We start from the raw sequence: 17,496 nt of genomic DNA on the forward strand, positions 1-17,496 counted from the left end.
ATTTTTATATATAAATTATTAAAGTAGTTTATATTAAGTTTGATTTTTATTTATATTTATTTTTTGTATGAATATAATATATTTTAGTTTATTATTAGTTTGGGTTTATTGATTTTTTAATATTTAAAGGACTTGTATAGATCATGGTATATAATAGAAGTTCTTTTTTAAAAAGAATTATTGATTTTATTAATTTTGGATTGCATAATGCTAGTATGTATCCACTTTGTTTTGGTCATGGCACAAGCAATATTTGGGATGATATTTTATTATTAGTTTTAGGAACGTTGAATTTGCCATTAAGTATAAATCCAATTATCTTGCAAACTGTTGTTACATTTAAAGAAAAAAAAAAATTCTTAACAATATAAATAAAAGAATTGTTAATCGAATTCCGGTATCTTATTTAATTAAGAGATCTTATTTTTATGGTTTACTTTTTTATGTTGATAGAAACGTGTTTATTCCACGTTCACCCATGGTATCTTTATTTTATAGAAAATTTTTGCCTTGGGTAAAAACTTTAAAAGTAAAATCTATTTTAGATCTTTGTACTGGTAGTGGTTGTTTAGCAATATCTTGTTGTTATATATTTTCTAAATCCATTATTGATGCTGTAGATATTTCTGAAAAAGCATTAGAGATTGCTAAGATTAATTGTAAAAAACATCGATTATGTGATCGTATTAATTTTATTAGATCTGATTTGTGGTGTAATGTTCCAAAAATTAAATATGATTTAATTATTTCTAATCCTCCTTATGTTGGAAAAAATCAAATGAGTATATTACCAATGGAATATAGATATGAACCGAAAATAGCTTTAGAATGTATCGATGATGGTTTCTATATTATAAAAAAAATTTTAGTGAATGCTTATAAATATTTATCTAAAAATGGAATGTTATTTATTGAAGTTGGAGATAAGTATAGAAAATTAATAAATACTTTTCCAAAAATATCTTTTATAAATGTTAACCTGGAGTTAGGAGGAACTGGTGTATTGTTATTTACTAAAAAAGATTTGGTGAAAATTTTTAATTGTAAAATATGAAACTATATAAAAAAATTTTTATTTTGAGGATAAAAATAATTGTTTTTTATAAGGTAAAGAAAATTTTTATTTTAATAGTAAAAAATTATAAATTTATTTTTTTGTGTTAGTAGTAATTTTATTATTTTTTTAGAAGTATTTTATATTTTTTATTTACAATGAAAAAGTTAAATATTGCTATTGTTGGAGCTACAGGAATAGTAGGAAGAATGATTTTATCTATAATAGAAGAAAGGAAGTTTCCTATAAATAATATTTATCTTTTAGCTGGAAAACATTCTTTAGGAAGAAAAATTTTTTTTAAGAAACATGAATTGATTGTGAGAAACTTAGAATCTTTTAATTTTTCTCAAGTGGATATTGCTTTTTTTTCATGTGGAAGTTTTGTTTCTAAGAATTTTGTTCCTATGGCTGTTGCTTCAGGTTCTATTGTTATTGATAATTCTTCATATTATAGATATGATGAAGATATTCCTCTTATTGTTCCTGAAATTAATAGTTTTTGTATTAATAAATATATTTCAAGAAGAATTATTTCAAATCCTAATTGTTCAACAATAGGAATGGCTTTAGTGTTAAAACCGTTTCTTGATACTGTTGGAGTTCATAAAGTTCATGTAACTACTTATCAGTCAGTTTCTGGAAGTGGGAAGAAAGCTATTAATGAATTAATTACTCAAGTTAAGTTATTGCTAAATGGATATCCTATTAATAAGCCAATTATTTATCCTTATCAAATTGCATTTAATGTTATACCTCATATTGATGATTTTTGTAAAAATGGTTATACATTGGAGGAAATGAAAATGATTTGGGAAACTAAAAAAATAATAGGAAATCAAGATATATTTATTAATCCCACTGCTGTTCGTGTTCCTGTTCTATATGGACATTCTGAAGTGTTAAATTTAGAGCTTAAACATTTATTGAGTGCAGATGAAGCTAAGCGTATTTTAAAAAAATCATCTGGAATAAAGTTGATTGATGGTGCATCTTATAATAAGTATCCTACTCCAGTTTCTCATGTTATTGGGAAAGATGAAGTTTTTGTTGGTAGGGTTAGAAATGATATTGCAAATCCTTATGGATTAAATCTATGGATTGTTTTAGATAACATAAGAAAAGGATCTGCTACTAATATGGTACAAATTGCAGAGATTTTACAAAGAGATTATTTATAGATTTTTGTTTTAAATGAAATAATTTATAGTATTTTTTTTGGTTTTATGTACATTTTAAAATGTATTTATTTTGATGAATTTGATTTTTTTAAGATTTTTAAGATTTTCTAGTATAGTATTTATAATGATTAAAATTATAAAAAAAATTATAATTATAATCTTGTAGTAATATTAATATTATTTTGTTTAATATTGTTATTTTTTTTCTTTGCACCATTAAATAAATTATACCAAAATCGTTTTAATAAATTTTTATGTTTTTTATATTTTTTAATATTTTTTTGTTGTTGTGATGTTATGGGTATTTTTGACGTAATTGTTGGATGATTTATAAAATTATTATATTTATAATCCGAATATATGTTTGATGAGTCTATTTTTTTTGTTGGGGAATAATTTAATTTTTTATTTTTTTCATAATAGAAGATTTTTGTAATTATATATTGAGGTATTTCCAAATAAGGACTAGAGATAATTATAATTTTTACTTCATGACGTTTTTCAATATTTTGAATAAATTCACGTTTTTCATTGAAAATAAAAGTGGCTATTTCAGCTGGTAATTGAATTTTTACTGCAAATGTTTTTTCTTTTAATGCTTCTTCTTCCGCTAATCTTAATATAGATAGACTATATGATTGTATATTTCTTACAGTTCCTCTTCCTTCACATTTTGGACATACTTCTTGAGAAGATTCTCCTAAAGATAATCTTAATCGTTGACGAGACATTTCTAATAATCCGAATCGTGATATATGACCTATTTGAATTCTTGCTCTATCAGTTTTTAAAGATTCGCGCAAACAGTTTTCTACTTCTCGTTGGTTTTTAATTTGATACATATCGATAAAGTCGATAACAATTAATCCACTAAGGTCTCTTAATCTTAATTGTCTTGCAATTTCATGAGCTGCTTCTAGGTTAGTATTTAAAGCTGTATCTTCTATATCTGTTCCACTAGTTGATTTAGATGAGTTTATATCAATAGATACAAGAGCTTCTGTTCTATCAATTATTAAAGAACCTCCAGATGGTAATAGAACTTTTCGTTGATAGGCTGTTTCGATTTGACTTTCGATATGAAAGAAAGTAAATAGTGGTATACTACTGTTATATAATTTTAGATTTGGTAAAAGTTCTGGTTTTATTTTTTCTATATATTTTTTTGCTTTGATATAAGAAAATTGATTATCAATGATTATATCATTTATAGTTTTATATAAGTTATCTCTTATTGATCTAATAATTATATCTCCTTCTTGGTGTATTAAACATGGAGCTGTTTTTGTATTAAATTCTTTTAAAATAATTTTCCATTGGTTGTACAATATGTTTAAATCAGATTGTAATTCATTTATTTTTTTTCCAAATCCAGCTGTTCTAATTATGATACTCATATTTTTAGGGATTTTTAAAGTTTCTATGATTTCTTTAAGATTTTCTCTATCTTCTCCTTCAATTCTTCTAGAAATTCCATTTGATTTAGGATTGTCTGGCATTAGTACTAAGTAGCATCCTGCTAATGTTATGTATGTAGTTAGTGCAGCTCCTTTATTGCCTCTTTCTTCTTTATTTACTTGAACTAGTAATTCTTGTTTTTCTTCTAATAAAGAATGAATTGGATATTTTTTAAATTCTTCTTTAAAGTTTGAAGAATTATTATTCTGTTTTTGTTTTAAATATTTAGGTAATATTTCTTTTAATGGTAAGAATCCTTGTTTTTTAGATCCATATGTTACAAAAACTGCATTTAAACTAGGTTCTATACGTGTAATTATTGCTTTATATATATTACCTTTTTTTTTAGTTTCTGATGGACATTCAATGTCTAAATCGTATAAATAATTATTTTTAATTAGTGCAACTCTAATTTCTTCGTTTTGGATTGCATTTATTAGTATTTTTTCCATTATTTACTCCGATGCATTTAGAAAATAATAATATTTTAATTAAAGTAGTTTTTTTTAGTTAAGGTAAAATATTTTTTTATTTTTTAAAAAATATTTTATTATAAAAAATAATATTTTATCTTTATTTTTTTATAAAATGTTATATACATTACATGTAATGTATTTATTTTATTTTAAATATTTTTTTAGATTGTAAAAATTTTATTTTTATTAAAATTTATTAATTTGTTAGTTAATTTATATTTGTATTATATAATTTTCTTATAATAAAGATTATTTAATTATTGTTATTTGGTATGAATTAATTGTAAATTTGTGATTTAATAAGTGATGATAAGAATATTAATGTATTTTTATTGTAGTTAAAGTTAAAGTGCAGATTAAGTATGTTGCATTGTTTATTATAACAGAAAAATAAAAATAATGTATTTTATTTTACATAAGAATTTTATTTTTTTAAAAATTTAGTGATTTTGTTTTTTAATGATGTAATATATTTTTGTTGTAAAAATATTTTTGAATATATAGATGTTAAGATTTTATAAAATAATTCATCATGATTTTGTAGGACAAAGATTAGACAATTATCTTATTCGAATTTTAAAAGGTGTTCCAAAAAGTCATATTTATAAGATTATTCGAATAGGATTGGTACGAGTTAATAAAAAAAGGGTTAATGTTTCTTTTCGCCTTTCTTATCAAGATGAGATACAAGTGTCATCTGTGTATTTTATAAAAAAAAAAAATATGTTTGTTAGTTATCAGACTAAATATAATTTAAGAAAAAGTGTGATTTTTGAAAATGATCAATTATTAGTAATAAATAAACCATCAAATTTAGCTGTTCATGGAGGTAGTGGATTATGTGTAGGGATTATTGAAGTTTTACGTGAGATTCGTAGAGATTTATTTTATCTTAATTTAATTCATAGATTAGATAAAGAGACTTCTGGCTGCTTATTAATAGCTAAAAAACGTAGTATTGCAAAATGTATTGGAAAATTATTGGAAGATCGTAAAGTTAAAAAAGTTTATTTAGCTTTGCTATTAAATACTTGGAAACATCCAGATATGGTGAGTGTAAATGTGGGATTGAAAAAGATTAAAACAAGTGTTGGAAGAAAAATTATTATTTCTAAAAGATTAGGTAAACCTTCATTAACAGTGTTTTATTTATTAGAAAATTATCAAAATGCTTGTTTGGTAAAAATTATTCCAAAAACTGGAAGAACTCATCAAATTAGAGTTCATAGTTCTTATTTAGGGCATCCTATAATTGGAGATAAAAAATATGGAAATGCATTTTTAGATAAATTAGAAAAAATAAATTTTTCTATTGATAGATTATATTTACATGCTGAATCAATATCTTTTACCATAGATAAAAAATTTTATCAATTTAAGTCTTTATTAGACGATAATTTTTTTAAGTTATTAAAGGAATTTCGTAGTAGTAATTTTATTGTTAATCTTTGATTAATATATTTTTAGAAAGTATTTTAATATTGTTTTACAATATTGATTAAAATCAATATTTATTGAATTTAGAAAAAATAAGTAATAATGAATTTGATATTTTTATGAAAATTTTATATTTAACAAATATTTAAATAAGATTTTAAAAAAAATAAATTTGATTTTTTAATTTTTAAATATATAAGAATATTTTAAAAAATTATTAAAATAATAAATAATGTTTAAAATTAAAGATTAAATCTGATTTAATTTTTTTAATCTTATTAAAGATAAATTACATAATAAATATGTTTATAAATGTTCCTAATTTTTTAACTTTTATACGTATAATATTGATACCAGTATTTGTTTTAATTTTTTATTTACCATTTTTTTGGTCGAATAAATTAGCGGCTATTATTTTTGCTTTTGCTAGTTTTACAGATTGTTTAGATGGATATTTGGCTAGAAAATTAAGACAAATATCAATGTTTGGTGCTTTTTTAGATCCAGTTGCAGATAAATTATTGGTAGTTTGTAGTTTATTATTATTAGTTGGGTCTAAATGTATAAATAATATTACTATTCCTGCATTTATTATTATTGGAAGAGAAATTATAATATCTTCTTTAAGAGAATGGATGGCTGAAGTAGGTAATCGAACTAGCATTGCAGTTAGATATATTGGAAAAATAAAGACTTTAATGCAAATGATCGCGCTTTTTTTATTAATTTTTTTTAATTCTTTTCATTCTCTTTATTTTTTTATTGGATTAATATTACTTTACATTTCTGTGATTTTAACATTATGGTCTATGATTATATATATCATCATAGTTCGGACTCAGTTGACATATTATAATGATTGATTATATTAAAAATTTTTTTTAAAAAGTGTAATTTTGTATTTAAAAGAATTTTTTGTTTTTAAATGTTTTTTTTAATGTTTTTTTAAGTACTAATCATATTTATTGTATTAATTCAATATTTGAATTTAAGTTTATTGACATAAGTTAATTTTAATATAAAATTTAAATTTTAATGAAATAAAGTTTGCGGGAATAGCTCAGTTGGTAGAGTACAATCTTGCCAAGATTGTGGTCGCGAGTTCGAATCTCGTTTCCCGCTCTTAATTTATTATTTAATTATATAGTTAGAATTAACATTTTTATAAAAATGTTTTTATATTTTTTATTTTTTATATTGTAGAATAGTGTAAAAAAATAATTAGTGTGGCTGTGTGGCAGAGTGGTTATGCAGCGGCCTGCAAAGCCGTATACGTCGGTTCAAATCCGACCTCAGCCTCCTTATTTATATAATAATAGTAATTCTTAAAGTTTTTATAGCCCAGATGGCGAAATAGGTAGACGCAAGGGACTTAAAATCCCTCGGAGAATAATAAACTCCATGCTGGTTCAAATCCAGTTCTGGGCATAAATATAGTTTTTGGTAAAATATTTTAATTTTATTAAAATATTATTGAAAATTTGTATATGAATAATTTTTATAAAATAGGGATGATATATTGTTAAATGTTATTTATATTTTGATTTTAAGTAAGTGTTTTAAATTTTATTTAAATTATAAAAGTATTATTGTTATATTTAACAATATTTAAAAATATTATAAATTGCTTTTTTGATTGTAATTTTATTGTTTAATAATAAATTTATTTGTTCACATATAGGTAAATGTACTTTATACTTTTTAGAAATTTTGTATATTTGGTTGGTATTATTAATTCCTTCTATAACATTTGAAATAAGAGATTTAGCTTTATTAATATTTTTATTTCTTCCTATATATGTTCCGAATTTATAATTTCTTGATTGATTGCTGGTGCAAGTTAAAATTAGATCTCCAATTCCAGCTAATCCTATGAAAGTTTCTTTTTTTGCTCCCATTTTTATGCCTAATTTTATCATTTCAGATAATCCTTTTGTAATTAAAATAGCTCGAGCATTTTTACCGTATTTTAGTTTGTCTATTATCCCACACATGATAGCTAATATATTTTTTATTGCCCCACATAGTTGAATTCCTATTATATCTTTGCTGCTATAAATATATAAGTTATTATGATGTAATAATTTTTTTAGTATTTTTTGGTATTTGATATTGTTGCTTGCTATTATCATAGCTGTTGGTAAGGAATGTGCAAATTCTTTTGCAAAAGAAGGTCCTGCTATTATTCCTATGGGAAATTTTTTTCCCCATCTTGAGAGTATAATTTCGCTAAATAATTTATTGCTTATTGGATCAATTCCTTTAGTGACCCATGATATTTTATTGGGAGGTTTTGTAAATTTATTTATTATATTGATAAATCCATTTGCTGGTATAGCTATTATTATTTCATCGGATTTTTTTAAACATTTTTTAAAATTATTGGTTGGAATAATTAAATTTGATAAATGGATTTCTGGTAAATATTTTATGTTACGGTGTTTTTTGCACATACTTTTTATATGATCAGAATTTTGACTCCAAAGCATTACTTTATGTTTATTACGAGATAAATGAATAGCAATAGCAGTTCCAAATGCTCCAGAACCTAATACAGCTATAGTTTTTTTTTTCATAAGAGAAATAAATAGATTTTAATAATAATTTTTATTATTGATTTTTATTGTTTTTAAGATTTTGTAAATATAAATTATCAAAATTGATAGGTGATAATATTAATTGAGGGAAACTTCCTTTGGTTATTTGAGATGAAGTAGCTTCTCTAGCATATGGAAATAAAATATTAGGACAATAACATTTTAATATATAGTTTAAATGTTGTTTATTTTTTATTTTTTTATTTATAAGAAAAATTCCAGCTTGTTTTATTTCAGATATGAAAGCTATGATATTTTTATTTTTTACAGTAACGGTTAATATAAGTGTGACTTCATATATATTTTTTTCTAACATTGAGTAATGGGTATTTAAGTCTATTGTTATTTTAGGTTCCCATTGTTGTTTAAATATTAATGGAGTATTTGGAGATTCAAAAGATGAATCTTTGATATAGATTCTTTGTATAATTAATTGTATATTTTGGTTATTATATTGTTTGTTATCGTCTTTTAGTATCGGCATAGAAATACGATTTTATTTTATTACTAAATAACATTTAGTATTTTTTATTAACATTGTAAGTATTTAATTTTAAAATTATTCTTTTTTATATATTTTACATTCAAGTTAAATTAATATTGTCAAGTGTTTTTTTACATAAATTAATGTTTTTTATTATTTATTTTATATAATTTTTTATTAATGGTAGTTTATGATTAGTCCAATTAGATATTCCTCCAGATAAAATCATGATTTTTGAAAATCCGTTTTTTTTAAGTTGCATTCCTATTTTCATAGATGTTAATCCGTTAGAACATATTAAAATTAATGGTTTTTTTTTATATTTTTCTAATTTTTTTTCTTCAAATTTTATTTGATTAAATTGGATTTTTATGGAATTAATAATGTGTCCATTTTTAAATGATTTTTCATTTCTTAAATCAATGATAGTAGCATTATTATAGTTAATCCATTGAATTAATTCTTTTGGGTTTATTCTTTGTGGCTGATTTTTTTTTATTTTAATTTCATTAATTAGAATAGATATAACTATTATTATTAATAGTAACAATAGTATTGGATGTTTATTTATAAAAATAATTGCTTGATTCATGAATTTTTATTTTTTTAAAGTTATAAACATTATCTATTGATTTTTTAATTTATTCAAGTTAAAAATAGATTTTTTTAAAAAAAAAATATTGCTAACATTAGTAAATTAATAGTTTTTTTATATTATTTATATAATTGCAATGAATCTATAGATTAAAATTTATATGATATAGAAAAATTAAATGTATTATTAAGTGATTAGTATTTATTTTTTATAAGAATTTTTTCTAATCCTAAATGTAATGATTTTAATTTAGATACTTTTTGACAGGATAAGATTATTCCTGGTAAAAAACTTTTTCTATTTATGTTATTTTGTGATATTGTTAGTGTTTCACCAATATTGCTAAAAATTATTTGCTGACAGGATAGTATTCCTGACATTCTTAATGAATGAATAGGTATTCTTTTAATAGGATTTATTTTTTTGTTACATTTATTAGATATTTTGTAATTAAAAGTAAGGTTTTTTTTATTTTTTGTTAAGAAACTATTTTTTATAATTTCTGCAGTTTTTATTGCAGTATAAGATGGTATATCTTTTTTATTTTTATGATGCATCTCTATAATTTCAATTTCTTTAAACCAATTTGTTATTTTTCGTGTTATATATTGCATTAAAATAGAACTAATAGAAAAATTTGGAACAATTAATCCTCCTAATTTTTTTTTTTTACATATAGTTTTTAATTTTTTTATTTGTTCATTAGTTAGTCCACTAGTTCCAATGATAGGATGGGCATTATTATTTATAATAGTTAATGTATTTTTATATACAGAATTTGAGTTTGTAAAATCAATAACGATTTTTGCATTTGTTTTTTTTATTGTTTTTTCTAGGTTATCAGTTTTTGTTAGTTTTGCGGATAAAATAAAATTAGGATTATTTTTTATAGCGGAACATACAATTTGACCCATTTTTCCATTTGCTCCATTGATAATAATTTTTTTATGTCTTTTTATTATTATTGGTGATGACATATGTTTTTAAGTATTTATTATTGTTAATAAGTTTTTTTATTAAGTATTTGTTTTTAATTTATTTTCTAATATAGATATTATTGGTAATGTTTGTTCTATAAAATAGTAAATAAATGCTCCACCTCCTGTAGAAATATAATCAATTTTTTTTGATAAATTATATTGATTAATTGCATTTATTGTATCTCCTCCTCCAATAATAGATAGTGCAGAACTATTGGCAATGGTTTTTGCTATTTTTTTTGTTCCATATGCGAATTGTGGATATTCAAATGCACCTAGTGGTCCATTCCATATAATAGTTTTGGCTTTATTAATACAATTAATATAACGATTAATTGTATTTGGTCCTATATCCATGATAATATCGTCGGTATTTATGTTTGTAATATCTTTATTGTATGTTAAATTTGTATTTAAAAATGATTTATTTATTATAACATCTATTGGAAATGGAATTTTACATTTGTTTTTTTTAGAAAGTTTTGTTATAAGCTTAGTTTCTTTAAGTAATTTTTTTTTATATGAAGATATTTTTGTTTGTAATATTTTAGTTTTAGTAAATATGTTTAATAAACATCCTCCTAAAATTAAATAATTGGTGCGTGTTACGATTTTTTTTAAAAATTCTAGTTTGTTAAATATTTTTGCTCCTCCAATAATAGTAATTATTGGTTTTTTTAAGTTTTTAAAGATATTTTGTAATGTTGTAAGTTCTTTTATTAATAAAGGTCCGGCTATAGCTATACGAGCATATTTTGCTATTCCATATGTTGATGCGTGTATTCTATGAGCAACTCCGAATGCATCCATAATAAATATTTCTCCTAAATTAGATAATTGTTTTGCTAAATATTTGTTATTTGATTTTTCTCCAATATTAAATCGTACATTTTCACAAATAGTTAGTTCTTTTGGTTTTGTATGAATTTTTTTGTTTAAGTAATTATTGACAAATGATATTGAATAATTTAATTTTTTTTTGAAATATTTAACAATAGGTTTTAAAGAAAAGTTTTTATCAAATTTACCTTCTTTTGGCCTTCCTAAGTGAGATAAAACAATAACGGAAGCTCCTTTTTTTAAAATACTTTTTAAAGTAGGTATAGCGGCTTTTAATCGTTGATCATCGATAATTATATTATTTTTGATGGGCACATTAAAATCTTCTCTAATAACTACTCGTTTTTGAAAAAAGTTTATATCATTAATTTTAATTATTTTTTTTATCATAAGGTTTAATTTTTAATTAATTTAAATAAATAATTTCCAGTATCGATCATACGATTAGAAAAACCCCATTCATTATCATACCATGCTACAATTTTTATTAGGTTTTTAATTACTTTTGTTTGAGTTGTGTCAAAAATTGCTGATGCTGAACTGTGATTATAATCACATGATACCAAAGGTTCTTGTGTTATATGTAAAATATTATTTTTTGCTTTATACATGATATCGTGTATTTCGTTAATACATGTATTTTTTTTGGAAATGAAAGTTAAGTCAATTGCTGAAACGTTTAATGTTGGAACTCTCATGGATAATCCATCTAGTTTTCCAGATAATTCTGGTAAAATTAAATCTATTGTTTTTATAGCACTTGTTTTAGTTGGAATAATTGATTGTGTTGCCGATCTTGCTCTACATAGATCATTATGTATATTATCAATTAAATGTTGGTCTTGTGTGTAAGAATGTATAGTATTTACTAATCCTTTTTGAATTCCTATAAATTTGTGTAATGGTTTTATTAAAATAGCTAAACAATTTGTTGTGCATGAAGCATTAGATATAATGTTGTTTGTTGATTTTATTTTTTTGTGATTAACTCCATAAACTATAGTGGCATCAGCTGTATTACTAGGTGCAGAGATAATAACTTTTTTCGCACCTGCTAATAAATGTTGTTTTGCTTGTTTTTTATTTGTAAATAATCCTGTACATTCAAAGACTAAATCTATGTTTAATGATTTCCAAGGAAGATTTATAGGGTTTTTCTCAGAAAAAAATATAATAGCATGATTTTTAATTAATAGGTGTTTGTGATTAAAATTTATTGGATATTTAAATTTTCCATGGGTTGAATCATATTTTGTTAAGTGTGCGATTGTTTTAATATTTGTCAAGTCATTAATGGCAATAATATTAAATTTATGTTCTTTTTTACTTTCAAAGATAGTTCTTAAAATACATCTTCCAATTCGTCCATATCCATTTATGGCGATTCGAATCATTTTAATTCTCCAATATTTTTTTTGCTTTATGTATAATATTTTTTATAGTAAATTTAAAATGTGTAAAAATTTGTTTTTCTGGAGCAGATATACCAAATTCATTTATTCCAATTATTAATCCGTCTAATCCAATAAATTTATACCAATAAAATGTAGTAGAAGCCTCTATAGCTATTCTTTTTTTTATGAATTTTGGTAATACATATTCTTTATACATGTTTTTTTGTAATAAAAAACGTTCACAACAAGGCATAGAAACTACTCTTATATTATATCCCAATTTTTGTAGTTGTTTTTTTGTAGAAATAGCTAGTTGTAATTCTGAACCTGTAGATAATAAAATTACATCTATTTTTTTATATGTATTATCTACAATGTATCCTCCTTTTTTTATGTTATTTATATTCATATTGTTATATTTTAATTCTGGTAATTTTTGCTTTGATAGAATTAGGCAAGATGGTCCTGAATGATGTTCTATAATTTCAATCCAAGCAATAATAGTTTCTATTGAATTAGATGGTCTCCAGATTTCTATGTTTGGTATGTTACGTAGCATAGAAATTTGTTCAATAGGTTGATGTGTTGGACCGTCTTCTCCAATTCCAATAGAATCGTGAGTAAATATATAAATAACATGTTGTTTCATTAATGCACTCATACGTATTGCACTTTTTGCATAATCTGAAAATGTTAGAAATGTTCCTCCATATGGAATATGTCCTCCATACAAAGATAATCCATTCATAATAGCTGCCATGGCAAATTCTCTAACACCATAATGTATGTAATTTCCTGGAAAATTATTATTATTTATTGTGTTTTTGTTTTGAAATCCTGTTTTATTAGATTCAGTTAAATCTGCAGATCCTCCAAATATTTCTGGAAGTATTTTTGTAAGGTTTTGAATACACTTTTGTGATATATTTCTTGTGGATTGATATTTATATTTGTTTTTGGATATATGATTTTTTATTAAAGATTTTTTAAAAAATTTCCATTTTTTTGGTAATTTTTTGTTTATACGACGTAAAAATTCGTAATAATCATTTTTATATTTTTTTTTATATTTATTGCATATATTTATCCAGGTTTTTTCTTCCTCTTCTCCTTTTTTAATATGATTCCATTGTTCATATATATGCTTTGGTATAAAAAATGGTGGATATGTCCAATTAAGTGTTTTTCTTGTTTGTTTTATATAATATTTTCCAAGGGGATTACTATGGCTTTTTTTGTTTCCTGCAATAGGTGATCCAAATCCTATAATTGTTTTACAAATAATAATACTAGGCTTTTTTGTTTCTGATTTTGCTATTTGAATGGCTGTTATGATTTCTTTTATGTTATGTCCATTTATTGGTCCTATAACTTTCCAATTGTAAGATTCAAATCTTTTTTTAGTATTGTCTTGAAACCAGTTTTTTACTTTTCCGTCAATAGAAATATTATTGTGATCATAAAATAAAATTAATTTATTTAATCCTAAAGTTCCAGCTAATGAACATGATTCATGAGAAATTCCTTCCATTAGACATCCATCTCCTGCAAATATATAAGTGTAGTGATCAATTAAATTTAAATTTGGTTTATTAAATGTTGCAGATAAGTTTTTTTCTCCAATAGCAATTCCTATTCCCATAGCTATTCCTTGTCCTAATGGACCAGTTGTTGCTTCAATTCCTGGTGTTTTTGAATATTCTGGGTGTCCAGGTGTTTTCGAATGTAACTGACGAAATTTTTTTAAATCTTCTATAGATAGATTATATCCGGTTATGTGTAGTAAAGAATATAATAATGCTGAACAGTGTCCATTAGATAAAATAAATCGATCTCTATTAAACCATAATGGATTTTTAGGATTATATTTTAAGAATTTTTTCCATAAAACTGTGGCAATATCAGCCATACCTAATGGTGTTCCTGGATGTCCAGATTTTGCTTTTTCTATGGAATCTATACTCAAAAATCTTATAGCATTAGCTAGATTTTTAAAATGTTTCATGATATAAAATGTTTATTTTAAGGAAAAGGATTATTTTTTTAAAATAAAAATGTTAATAATTTAGATTATTTGTAAAGTTTTTGATTTTTTTAAAACTATTATTTTTTAGTTAATATAATTATATATAAATAACTTTATAAAAATTACAATATATTTTATTAATTTCAATTGTATAATTTAAAATTGAGATGTTCAAGTAATTTTATACCATTTAATTTTTAATTATTTATTTTAAATTTATAAGTTTAATAGGATTATTAATTAAAATTTAAATATTTGTTTGATAGTAATTTGATTTTTAAGAAAGATAATATGTATTTTTTAAAGTGAAGTAGTGTTATATATGTTTTAATAATTTATATTGAATTATATTTTTAGTAGATTAGTTTTAAGTAATAGTTTGTTTTAAATATTTACTTTTAAATAAAAAAAGATTATATATATTGGATATATTTAAAATATATGTTATTTTATTCTAAATAGTGTTAAGTGAGATTATTTTTTTATAAAGGTTTTGTAATGAGAGTTTATTAATTTTTGTTAGTATTTTATTTAGGAATATTAATTAAGTTTTATTGGAGATAGTTTTATATTTTTATTATAATATTAAAAGTTTTATAATTGGTGAGTATTATTTTATAAATATGTAGTTTTAATTTTTATATTTAAAAAAGGGGGATGATTGGATTAGACGTAATCTAAAATAATCTTATAAGTGCATGTCGAGAAGGAATACTCGTAAAACATTCTTACAAAAAAGTGCAAAAGATGATACTTCATATACAAGTATGTCTATGGCTGCTTAAGTTAAATTTTACTTATCAGTTTATTGTATATGTACTTTCATATATCCCTATATGTGTAATATGATTATTTTAATTTAATTATATTTTTACATATGGTTAATGTGGTATATCATTATGATATTTGCTTGTTTATGCTAAATGATATTATAAATTATAAATAAGCTAGTTTTTTTACATTTTATTGTTCAATAGTAAAAAAATTAAATAAGTGAACAAATTTTATAAGAATTTTGCTTATTAAATAACTTATAATTTTATTAAAGAAATAAGATAAACATGTAGAGCTAAAGATAAAAAGATTTCGGACGCGGGTTCAAATCCCGCCATCTCCATAATTTTAAAAATAATATATATAGAAATTTATACGTATAGATCTGTTTTATTTATTTTTAAAGTAAAATATAAGTTTTAAATATCGTTTATTATGTATTCTATTTTAATTGTTATATGTTAGGGTTTTTAATAATCTGATTTTTTTAGTAATAGAGATATTTTTTATTATATACATTGTTGTTTTTATAATAATTAATATGGGTTTATTTAGTGTGTTTATTTTTTTGAATATGTATTTTGTTTTATTAAAATATGAAAAATAGGAGATAATTTGTTCTTATGATACTTATCCATAAAGCATTTGCTTCATATCAATCTAGTTCATTGGCATCATCTCGTGATAGTATTTTTTCATTGTTAATGATTGTTGGTATATTTATTTTATTTTATTTAGTTATTATTAGGCCTCAATATAAACGAGCAAAAGAACATAGAGATATGATTGGTAAATTAAGAAAAGGGGATGAAGTTATTATTTCAAATGGAATTTTAGGAAAAATAGTTCAATTAACAAGTTCGGATTATATAAAAGTTATGATTTCTGATGGTGTAGAAATTTATTTACAAAAACAATCAGTTAGTGTATTACTGCCTAAAGGTACTTTAAAGTCATTTTCATTTGATAAAAATTGATGAAGTATTTCTAGATTTTTATTATAAAAACATTTGTTTGAGACAATAAGAATGAATGTGTTAATATAGGATTTATTGATAAAATAAAATATAAAAATTAATTTTTTATATATTGATATTTATATTTTATTTTGTAAGTATCTTGAAAATGTATTAGTTATCATGATACAATAACGCTGTTAATTATTTTGTGATTAAATCAGTGTTATGTGTTACAATATATATTATATATTTAGTTAATGAATTAAATAAATAAAATAAATAAGGGAAAATTTTATGAAAAGATTTTTTGCTATTTTTACTTGGTTTTTTTCTATATTTGTATTTCCATTTGTTAATGCACAGTTTATTAATAGTAGTTTTGCAGAAGTTACAGATGTTAAAAAACAGGATATAGAATTAATAGTAAAAAATTATTTATTATCTCATCCAGAGATACTTTTAGAGGTATCTCAAATACTTCAGCAAAAACAACAAGAACTTTTTCAAAAAAGAATTCAAGATTCTATTAAAAAATATTCTAATCAGTTATTTGTAGATGATTTAAGTACTGTTGGAAATCCTAATGGTACTGTAACATTAGTTGAGTTTTTTGATTATCAGTGTGTTCATTGTAAAAAGATGAATAAGATAATTAATTCGTTAATTAGTAAAAATCATAATTTAAAAGTTGTTTATAAGGAATTTCCTATATTTGGTAAGATTTCTAATTTTGCTTCTAGAATTTCATTGGCTTCTTCTTTTCAAGGAAGGTACAAAAATATTCATGATACATTGATGGATTTTCATGGGAAATTAAATGGTAGAATGATTGTAAATATTGCTAGATTGTCTGGAATAGATTTATTTCAGTTGAGGAAGGATATAAGAAATGTTTCTATATCTAAGAATTTAAACATAAATAGAAATTTAGCTGATAAGTTACATCTAATGGGAACTCCAGCTTTTATCATCGCATCAACGACTTCATTTGGAAAGTTAAAATTTGACTCAAAACATATTCCTGTATTTATTCCTGGATTTGTTAGTGAAAATATTTTACAGAAGTTAATTGAAAAATTTTCTTTAATATAATTTATATAAAAAAATTATTTTTTGTTTTATTAATATTTCATATATTTATGATATTGCAAGAAATTAAGTATATTTAGTAGTAAATATGATCGCTATGTAAATATGGATTATATATGGAAAAACTAATAAATTAGATTATTAATTTAAGA

Annotated in this window: 15 protein-coding genes, 3 tRNA genes and 1 other RNA gene; 11 read left to right on the top strand and 8 right to left on the bottom strand. The window is 22.3% G+C overall.

What is annotated here, in order from left to right; all coding sequences use genetic code 11:
* Window positions 1-143 precede the first annotated feature (143 nt).
* The 3 genes from CCU22_RS02340 to CCU22_RS02350 all read left to right on the top strand — a co-directional run bounded on the left by CCU22_RS02340 (window position 144) and on the right by CCU22_RS02350 (window position 2,235).
* The gene (locus CCU22_RS02340) at window positions 144-371 is read left to right on the top strand and encodes a hypothetical protein (RefSeq protein ID WP_100114973.1); all 228 of its coding nucleotides are present in this window, start codon (window positions 144-146) and stop codon (window positions 369-371) included.
* A gap of 20 nt (window positions 372-391) precedes the next feature.
* Window positions 392-1,054 (top strand): 50S ribosomal protein L3 N(5)-glutamine methyltransferase, encoded by a 663-nt coding sequence (gene prmB, locus CCU22_RS02345; protein WP_233485129.1) that lies wholly within the window; start codon window positions 392-394, stop codon window positions 1,052-1,054.
* A gap of 158 nt (window positions 1,055-1,212) precedes the next feature.
* Window positions 1,213-2,235 (top strand): aspartate-semialdehyde dehydrogenase, encoded by a 1,023-nt coding sequence (locus CCU22_RS02350; protein ID WP_100114975.1) that lies wholly within the window; start codon window positions 1,213-1,215, stop codon window positions 2,233-2,235.
* A 152-nt stretch (window positions 2,236-2,387) separates the two neighbouring features.
* Here the strand turns inward: CCU22_RS02350 and CCU22_RS02355 are convergent, their stop codons facing one another.
* Entirely contained in the window at window positions 2,388-4,145 is a 1,758-nt protein-coding gene (locus CCU22_RS02355) for an Rne/Rng family ribonuclease (RefSeq protein ID WP_100114976.1), read from the bottom strand.
* 528 nt (window positions 4,146-4,673) lie between these two features.
* Between CCU22_RS02355 and CCU22_RS02360 the strand changes: the two genes are divergently transcribed.
* From CCU22_RS02360 to CCU22_RS02380, 5 genes are all read left to right on the top strand, one after another.
* A complete protein-coding gene (locus CCU22_RS02360) occupies window positions 4,674-5,621 on the top strand; it encodes an RluA family pseudouridine synthase (protein ID WP_100114977.1) in 948 nt (315 codons plus the stop codon).
* A gap of 287 nt (window positions 5,622-5,908) precedes the next feature.
* A complete protein-coding gene (pgsA, locus tag CCU22_RS02365; RefSeq protein WP_406564800.1) occupies window positions 5,909-6,469 on the top strand; it encodes a CDP-diacylglycerol--glycerol-3-phosphate 3-phosphatidyltransferase in 561 nt (186 codons plus the stop codon).
* Between the two features lie 186 nt (window positions 6,470-6,655).
* Window positions 6,656-6,728, top strand: a tRNA-Gly gene (locus CCU22_RS02370).
* A 106-nt stretch (window positions 6,729-6,834) separates the two neighbouring features.
* Window positions 6,835-6,905: transfer RNA gene (locus CCU22_RS02375), tRNA-Cys, on the top strand.
* A gap of 40 nt (window positions 6,906-6,945) precedes the next feature.
* Window positions 6,946-7,034 (top strand) — tRNA-Leu (locus CCU22_RS02380).
* A 170-nt stretch (window positions 7,035-7,204) separates the two neighbouring features.
* On the opposite strand, the gene CCU22_RS02385 is transcribed toward CCU22_RS02380, so the two are convergent.
* From CCU22_RS02385 to tkt, 7 genes are all read right to left on the bottom strand, one after another.
* Entirely contained in the window at window positions 7,205-8,182 is a 978-nt protein-coding gene (locus CCU22_RS02385; protein WP_100114979.1) for an NAD(P)H-dependent glycerol-3-phosphate dehydrogenase, read from the bottom strand.
* Window positions 8,183-8,216: 34 nt separating this feature from the next.
* The gene (gene secB, locus CCU22_RS02390) at window positions 8,217-8,687 is read right to left on the bottom strand and encodes a protein-export chaperone SecB (protein WP_100114980.1); all 471 of its coding nucleotides are present in this window, start codon (window positions 8,685-8,687) and stop codon (window positions 8,217-8,219) included.
* A 157-nt stretch (window positions 8,688-8,844) separates the two neighbouring features.
* On the bottom strand, window positions 8,845-9,279 hold the full coding sequence (locus tag CCU22_RS02395) for a rhodanese-like domain-containing protein (RefSeq protein WP_100114981.1): 435 nt from the start codon (window positions 9,277-9,279) through the stop codon (window positions 8,845-8,847).
* A gap of 197 nt (window positions 9,280-9,476) precedes the next feature.
* Window positions 9,477-10,259: a 4-hydroxy-tetrahydrodipicolinate reductase gene (dapB, locus tag CCU22_RS02400; protein ID WP_100114982.1), complete on the bottom strand. Its 783-nt coding sequence runs from the start codon at window positions 10,257-10,259 to the stop codon at window positions 9,477-9,479.
* A 39-nt stretch (window positions 10,260-10,298) separates the two neighbouring features.
* Entirely contained in the window at window positions 10,299-11,492 is a 1,194-nt protein-coding gene (locus CCU22_RS02405) for a phosphoglycerate kinase (protein ID WP_100114983.1), read from the bottom strand.
* 5 nt (window positions 11,493-11,497) lie between these two features.
* Window positions 11,498-12,496: a type I glyceraldehyde-3-phosphate dehydrogenase gene (gene gap, locus CCU22_RS02410; protein ID WP_100114984.1), complete on the bottom strand. Its 999-nt coding sequence runs from the start codon at window positions 12,494-12,496 to the stop codon at window positions 11,498-11,500.
* A gap of 1 nt (window position 12,497) precedes the next feature.
* Entirely contained in the window at window positions 12,498-14,501 is a 2,004-nt protein-coding gene (gene tkt, locus CCU22_RS02415; RefSeq protein ID WP_100114985.1) for a transketolase, read from the bottom strand.
* Between the two features lie 674 nt (window positions 14,502-15,175).
* Here tkt and ssrA point away from each other — a divergent pair.
* The 3 genes from ssrA (at window position 15,176) to CCU22_RS02430 (ending at window position 17,347) form a co-directional block, all read left to right on the top strand.
* Window positions 15,176-15,642: a transfer-messenger RNA gene (gene ssrA, locus CCU22_RS02420) on the top strand.
* Window positions 15,643-15,919: 277 nt separating this feature from the next.
* Window positions 15,920-16,273, top strand: a complete 354-nt coding sequence (yajC, locus tag CCU22_RS02425; RefSeq protein WP_100114986.1) for a preprotein translocase subunit YajC — start codon at window positions 15,920-15,922, stop codon at window positions 16,271-16,273.
* A 276-nt stretch (window positions 16,274-16,549) separates the two neighbouring features.
* Complete coding sequence (locus CCU22_RS02430; RefSeq protein WP_100114987.1) at window positions 16,550-17,347, top strand: DsbA family protein; 798 nt, start codon at window positions 16,550-16,552, stop codon at window positions 17,345-17,347.
* The last annotated feature ends 149 nt before the right edge of the window (window positions 17,348-17,496 follow it).

This window comes from Candidatus Legionella polyplacis (assembly GCF_002776555.1).
GTDB lineage: Bacteria > Pseudomonadota > Gammaproteobacteria > Legionellales > Legionellaceae > Legionella_E > Legionella_E polyplacis.

Bases quoted from the DNA above. Each gene is read 5' to 3' on its own strand.
- CCU22_RS02340 (WP_100114973.1), top strand. From the start codon at position 144: ATGGTATATAATAGAAGTTCTTTTTTAAAAAGAATTATTGATTTTATT.
- tkt (WP_100114985.1), bottom strand. From the start codon at position 14,501: ATGAAACATTTTAAAAATCTAGCTAATGCTATAAGATTTTTGAGTATA.
- CCU22_RS02430 (WP_100114987.1), top strand. From the start codon at position 16,550: ATGAAAAGATTTTTTGCTATTTTTACTTGGTTTTTTTCTATATTTGTA.
- CCU22_RS02350 (WP_100114975.1), top strand. From the start codon at position 1,213: ATGAAAAAGTTAAATATTGCTATTGTTGGAGCTACAGGAATAGTAGGA.
- yajC (WP_100114986.1), top strand. From the start codon at position 15,920: ATGATACTTATCCATAAAGCATTTGCTTCATATCAATCTAGTTCATTG.
- secB (WP_100114980.1), bottom strand. From the start codon at position 8,687: ATGCCGATACTAAAAGACGATAACAAACAATATAATAACCAAAATATA.
- CCU22_RS02405 (WP_100114983.1), bottom strand. From the start codon at position 11,492: ATGATAAAAAAAATAATTAAAATTAATGATATAAACTTTTTTCAAAAA.
- pgsA (WP_406564800.1), top strand. From the start codon at position 5,909: ATGTTTATAAATGTTCCTAATTTTTTAACTTTTATACGTATAATATTG.
- CCU22_RS02355 (WP_100114976.1), bottom strand. From the start codon at position 4,145: ATGGAAAAAATACTAATAAATGCAATCCAAAACGAAGAAATTAGAGTT.
- dapB (WP_100114982.1), bottom strand. From the start codon at position 10,259: ATGTCATCACCAATAATAATAAAAAGACATAAAAAAATTATTATCAAT.
- CCU22_RS02360 (WP_100114977.1), top strand. From the start codon at position 4,674: ATGTTAAGATTTTATAAAATAATTCATCATGATTTTGTAGGACAAAGA.
- CCU22_RS02385 (WP_100114979.1), bottom strand. From the start codon at position 8,182: ATGAAAAAAAAAACTATAGCTGTATTAGGTTCTGGAGCATTTGGAACT.
- gap (WP_100114984.1), bottom strand. From the start codon at position 12,496: ATGATTCGAATCGCCATAAATGGATATGGACGAATTGGAAGATGTATT.
- CCU22_RS02395 (WP_100114981.1), bottom strand. From the start codon at position 9,279: ATGAATCAAGCAATTATTTTTATAAATAAACATCCAATACTATTGTTA.